The 6,000-nt window shown below is 45.9% G+C and carries 5 protein-coding genes; 4 read left to right on the forward strand and 1 reads right to left on the reverse strand.

Features of this window, described 5'->3' with window-relative positions:
* Positions 1–3: 3 nt before the first annotated feature.
* Positions 4–591: a YjaG family protein gene (locus tag TW84_RS21835; RefSeq protein ID WP_045977719.1), complete on the reverse strand. Its 588-nt coding sequence runs from the start codon at positions 589–591 to the stop codon at positions 4–6.
* Positions 592–661: 70 nt separating this feature from the next.
* On the opposite strand from TW84_RS21835, the gene TW84_RS21840 reads away from it, so the two are divergent.
* From TW84_RS21840 to TW84_RS21855, 4 genes are all read left to right on the forward strand, one after another.
* Positions 662–1,582, forward strand: a complete 921-nt coding sequence (locus TW84_RS21840; RefSeq protein ID WP_045977720.1) for a D-2-hydroxyacid dehydrogenase — start codon at positions 662–664, stop codon at positions 1,580–1,582.
* A complete protein-coding gene (locus TW84_RS21845) occupies positions 1,582–2,163 on the forward strand; it encodes a uracil-DNA glycosylase family protein (protein ID WP_045977721.1) in 582 nt (193 codons plus the stop codon). The genes TW84_RS21840 and TW84_RS21845 overlap by 1 nt, the downstream gene beginning before the upstream one ends.
* A 199-nt stretch (positions 2,164–2,362) precedes the next feature.
* Positions 2,363–4,996 carry a phosphoenolpyruvate carboxylase gene (ppc, locus tag TW84_RS21850; RefSeq protein ID WP_045977725.1) on the forward strand — a complete coding sequence of 878 codons (2,634 nt, stop codon included), beginning with the start codon at positions 2,363–2,365 and terminating at the stop codon, positions 4,994–4,996.
* Between the two features lie 397 nt (positions 4,997–5,393).
* Positions 5,394–5,933: a PadR family transcriptional regulator gene (locus TW84_RS21855; protein WP_045977722.1), complete on the forward strand. Its 540-nt coding sequence runs from the start codon at positions 5,394–5,396 to the stop codon at positions 5,931–5,933.
* Positions 5,934–6,000 lie beyond the last annotated feature (67 nt).

The raw sequence follows: 6,000 nt of genomic DNA on the forward strand, positions 1-6,000 counted from the left end.
GCATTAAAGACTAACACCAATATTGCTGATGCCATCTTCTCTCAGCTCAAAGCGAAGATCTTTAATCAGTTCAATGTCTCGTTCTTGAGCATCTTTCAATGGACGGAAAATAGCCCATTGCACATCCCACTCTTCACAAACCGCTTCATTGTCTTTCTGATTACCATTGGTGATCTCGAGACCGGTTTGAGCTTCTTCTAGCTGAGCAACCGTCTGTACCGACTGTTGACTGACTTTTTGCATGCTTTCAAATAAGTCATCGCGATCTAACAAGCCATGTAGCAATGTAGACAAACCAATACAGGCATCAATCGCGGGGTAAACACCATAAAAATCAAAATCCTCAGAACTTGGAATAATCTCTTCTAACTTCTCCAACTGGCGCTCATAATTAACCTTGGCACTCTTGACTGTCAGCTGCTCCCAAATGCTATCCAGAATATCGCGATAAATACGTGGCTCTGCAAATTCCGTACTGTCACAAAACATCGCATAATTTGGGTACATACGTTCACACAGACACGCCATAAAGGTGATCTGCTTCCAAGGTTCTAACTTCTCAAGGCGAAGTTGAAGAGGGTTCTGTAGCATAAGGACTCATTGGTTCAGAAAAAGACAGCGGAAGTGTACTTGATAACCATAGTGGAAAAAAGCGAAGCCGATGAACAATTTCACCAACAAAGTTTATTTACTGACTGAGCACAACGAAACTTACCAGCAGCAACTCGACAAGCTGCGGTTACCGGATCTCGAGATCACTGAGAATCCACAAGGTGCTAATATTTTACTGGCCTCTCCACCACTGGCCGTCAAGCGGCTTAATGAATTTCCTAATGTCGAGTGGATGCAATCGGTTTATGCTGGTGTCGATGCTCTAACCAGCGACACCCCGAACTTTCTGCTGACCAATGTGAAGGGAATATTTGGTCAGCAAATCTCAGAATACGTTCTCGGTTACTTGATACAACATCATCGCCACTTTTTGCATTACCAAGAAAGTCAGAGTCAGTCAAAATGGGAACCCAAACCCTATCAGTCTCTGCGTTCACTCACGTTATTAATATTGGGGACAGGCTCGATAGGGAGTCATCTCGCCAAAACGGCTCAAGCATTTGGCATGAAAGTGGTCGGCATTAACCGAAGCGGTATTCCGACCATGCACTCCCCTTTTAACGAGACTTACCATATTCAGGAGCTAGCGAGTGTCCTAAGCCGAGTCGATGTGGTCGTTAACACGCTGCCCAGTACCAAAGACACACATCACCTACTTAATCATCAGTCTCTCAGTCACTGCCAATCCGCCCTACTGTTCAATGTGGGACGAGGGGATGTGGTGTGTGAGACAGGTTTACTTGCCGCGATAGAGGCTCAAGCCATTGCCCATGCCTTTCTTGATGTGTTTGAACACGAGCCACTGGAAACCAATCACCCATTCTGGCACCACCCTGCAATAACGATCACGCCGCATATCGCTGCTCTTAGCTTCCCTGACCAAGTCGTAGAGATCTTTGCTGACAACTATCATCGCTGGCGAGATGGATTCTCACTACTCAATCAAGTCGACCTCGATAAAGGTTACTGATGCTAGAAGATCTACTCCAACAAATTCGCCAATGTCGGCTGTGCGAGCCATATTTAACTCTGGGAGCCAATCCCATTATTCAGGCGAATAAAGAAGCCAAGTTATTGATCATCGGGCAAGCGCCAGGGACCCGAGTGCACAAAACATCCATTCCCTGGAATGATCCGAGCGGTGACAGATTAAGACAATGGCTTGAGCTTGATAAAACAGCATTTTATGATGCAAGAAAAATAGCCATCATGCCCATGGGGCTTTGTTATCCCGGCAAAGGTAAAAGCGGCGATCTCCCTCCACGAAAAGAATGTGCACCGCAATGGCACAGTCAAGTACTCGAACAACTGCCTAACATTGGTATGACGCTGTTGGTAGGCCAGTACGCACAAAACTATTATCTGCAAAACAAACCCAAAACACTCACCGAAACCGTCAGAGCGTGGCAGCAGTGGGCACCTCACTATTTACCTCTACCTCACCCTTCTCCAAGAAATACTTTGTGGTTGAAGCGTAACCCTTGGTTCGAAGCCGACGTGGTGCCTTTTATGCGCAATTACGTGCATGCTCATATAGGGATTGGACGATAAACGAGCTTTGAATCCGCTCGAATTTCTGTAATAAAGTTTCAACAAATATAGAAAAAATGATCACGCTATATCAGTTACATTGATTTGCACAATATTTGCAATCTTAACCTACAGCATTTGACTCACAGCGATATTTTTCGCTAGATTGTCTACTTAACAAGGAACAATGGATGTAATTTTTTTACAAGGCAGGATGACAATGAACGAGAAATACTCTGCACTCAGAAGCAATGTGAGCATGTTAGGACACTTGCTCGGCAACACCATTAAGGACGCCCATGGTGATGCACTTCTGGAAAAAGTAGAAACGATTCGTAAGCTTTCTAAATCTGCGCTTTCTGGCAATCAATCCGATCGCGAAAGCTTGATTGAGGAAATCAAAAGCCTACCCGATGAGCAACTGACGCCTGTTGCCCATGCTTTCAACCAATTTCTCAACCTGACGAACATGGCGGAGCAATACCACACTATTTCACGTCATTGCGATGCGCATGTCTGCGAACCAGACGCCATTAACAACCTGTTTTCCAAACTTAGCCAAAACGACATAAGCAAACTCGATACTGCTCAAGCGGTGCGAGATCTCAACATTGAGTTAGTGCTTACTGCACACCCAACCGAGATCACTCGACGCACCATGATCAACAAGCTGGTCAAAATTAATAAGTGCTTGTCGAAACTAGAGTTGAACGACCTGTCAGCCAAAGAACGTCAGAAGACAGAACGCCGCCTCGAACAATTGATTGCCCAAGGCTGGCACTCTGACACCATTCGTCAGCAGCGCCCAACTCCTCTCGATGAAGCAAAGTGGGGCTTTGCGGTTGTCGAGAACTCTCTATGGGAAGCAGTGCCTGACTTCTTACGCGAATTGGACGGTCGTCTGCGTGGCTATCTCGAAGAGGGCCTGCCTATTGATGCTCGCCCAGTGCATTTCTCGTCTTGGATGGGGGGAGACCGCGATGGTAACCCATTTGTCACCCACACCATTACCCGTGAAGTCATGTTACTGTCACGCTGGAAAGCCGCAGATCTGTACCTCAATGATATCAATGAGCTAGTCAGTGAACTGTCGATGACTCGTTGCAATGACGCGGTACGCTCGCTTGCGGGAGAGGATGAACACGAACCTTACCGCGCGGTACTAAAACAACTGCGTGCCTTGCTGACGGAAACCAAAGAAATACTGGATGCCAAAGTAAACGGTCAGAAGCTGGCAGTGAAAGCACCTCTGCAGCGAGTCGAGCAGCTATGGGAACCACTTTATGCTTGTTACCAATCTCTTCATGAGTGCGGTATGGGTATCATCGCGGATGGTTCACTACTAGACACACTGCGCCGAATCAAAGCTTTTGGCGTTCACCTTGTTCGTCTCGATATTCGTCAGGAAAGCACTCGCCACTCTGATGCTTTATCTGAACTCACTCGCTACCTTGGCATTGGTGATTACAACCAGTGGAGCGAACAAGACAAAGTTGCTTTTTTAACTAATGAGCTAGCCTCCAAACGACCACTTCTTCCACGCGACTGGCAACCATCAGAGCAGGTTAAAGAAGTTCTTGATACCTGTAAGATTGTCGCTGCTCAACCGCGAGAAGCCTTTGGCGCTTATGTGATTTCCATGGCACGTACGGCTTCAGATGTATTAGCCGTACACCTACTACTTCAAGAAGCCGGCTGCCCCTATCGGATGGATGTATGTCCCCTATTTGAAACCTTGGATGATCTGAATAATGCCGAATCTGTAGTTAAACAGTTAATGGGAATTGACCTCTACCGAGGTTTTATTCAGAACCACCAAATGGTGATGATCGGTTACTCTGACTCAGCAAAAGATGCTGGCGTGATGTCTGCTGGCTGGGCTCAGTATCATGCGATGGAAGCACTGGTCAAAGTCGCTGAAGATGAAGGGGTTGAATTGACACTATTCCATGGCCGAGGCGGCACCATTGGTCGAGGCGGTGCACCTGCTCATGCCGCTCTTTTGTCTCAACCACCGAAGAGCTTAAAAGGCGGCCTGCGAGTAACAGAACAAGGAGAAATGATCCGTTTCAAATTGGGTTTACCTGAGGTTGCCGTTAATAGCTTCAACTTGTATGCCAGTGCGATTTTGGAAGCTAACTTACTGCCACCACCGGAACCGAAACAGGATTGGCGTGATTTGATGAATGTTCTTTCAGAAGTCAGCTGTGAAGCGTATCGAAGCGTCGTTCGTGGTGAACCTGACTTTGTTCCGTATTTCCGTCAGGCAACGCCAGAATTAGAGCTAGGTAAACTACCTCTTGGCTCTCGCCCAGCGAAACGCAATCCTAAAGGTGGGGTAGAAAGCTTGCGTGCGATCCCATGGATCTTTTCTTGGAGCCAAAACCGCTTGGTACTGCCAGCATGGTTAGGTGCTGGTGAAGCGATTCAATACTCGATCGATAAAGGTCATCAAGCCCTGCTTGAGGAGATGTGTCGCGAGTGGCCATTCTTTTCCACTCGGCTCGGCATGCTCGAAATGGTGTACACAAAATGTAACCTCGAGATCTCACGTTACTATGATGAACGCTTAGCTGATCCTAAACTGCTTCCTCTAGGCGATAAGCTGCGATCACAGCTTCAGCAAGATATCAAAGCAGTGCTCAACGTTGAAAATAATGAGAACCTGATGCAAAGTGACCCGTGGGGCCAAGAGTCTATTCGCCTACGTAACATTTACGTCGAACCATTGAACATGCTGCAGGCTGAACTGCTTTATCGTACTCGTCAGAGCGATACTGCATCCCCTGAGCTGGAGGAAGCATTGATGGTGACTATCGCTGGTATTGCCGCAGGGATGAGAAACACCGGTTAAACTTGTAACCAAATATGAAATAGGCTGTCAGATTCGACAGCCTTTTCTATATCTGATTCTAAAAACATCAAACCATTCAGCATCATCAAAATGAAAAATAGGTCTAATTATAAAAAAACAGAATAATTAACCAAAATATCCAATTATTGAGAAAATTATCAGTTTTTTGATTTATTTTGCCCTTCTATTCTACTTTATGCTTATTATTTAGATATACTAATGCTCCCTAGCGGTAAACAATAACATCAACATATCGCTCTAGGTGATAAAACGGCTTTTAAGGTGACATGGCCAACTTTGTTGGCGCTGCTTAAAAATTCACTGATGACAAGTGCCACAGAAGCACAACAGTAACTAAGCAGTTGTTAGTAGTTATTTGACCATTTGGATTGAAGACATGTCATTACCACACGTTATCCTGACAGTTCTGAGCACACGCGACGCAACTGGATATGATATCACCAAAGAATTTTCTGCCACTATTGGCTACTTTTGGAAAGCAAGCCACCAACAAGTATATCGCGAGCTCAATAAAATGGCTCAAAATGAGTTGGTTACCTGCGTTCTAGAACCTCAAGAAGGTAAACCAGACCGTAAAGTATATTCCATCACAGACTCTGGTCGCGTTGCACTGGGCGAATGGTTTGATCAACCAACAGCACATCCGACCGTTCGTGATGAATTCTGTGCGAAATTGATGGCTTGTGCTGTTCAACCTTCCGCACCTTACCGTGAACAACTCGCTGAACTTGTAGAAGAATCGCGTAAGTTGGTTGCTCACTATCAGGAAATAGAGAACGCGTATTATTCGACGCCCTCTACCCTGGACAAACAACAGCGTTTAGAACGTTTAACACTCCGTCGTAATCTACTAGTCCGCCAAGCGTGGGTAGAATGGGCTGATGAAGTACTCCATGAATTATCTTCTCTAGGCTAACGGTACAAAAAAGGGTTGAAGCCAATGCTTCAACCCTTTTATTTTCCTTGTCTCGTCCTGAAATGTG

Origin of the sequence: Vibrio neptunius (genome assembly GCF_000967495.1) — a bacterium.
GTDB lineage: Bacteria > Pseudomonadota > Gammaproteobacteria > Enterobacterales > Vibrionaceae > Vibrio > Vibrio neptunius.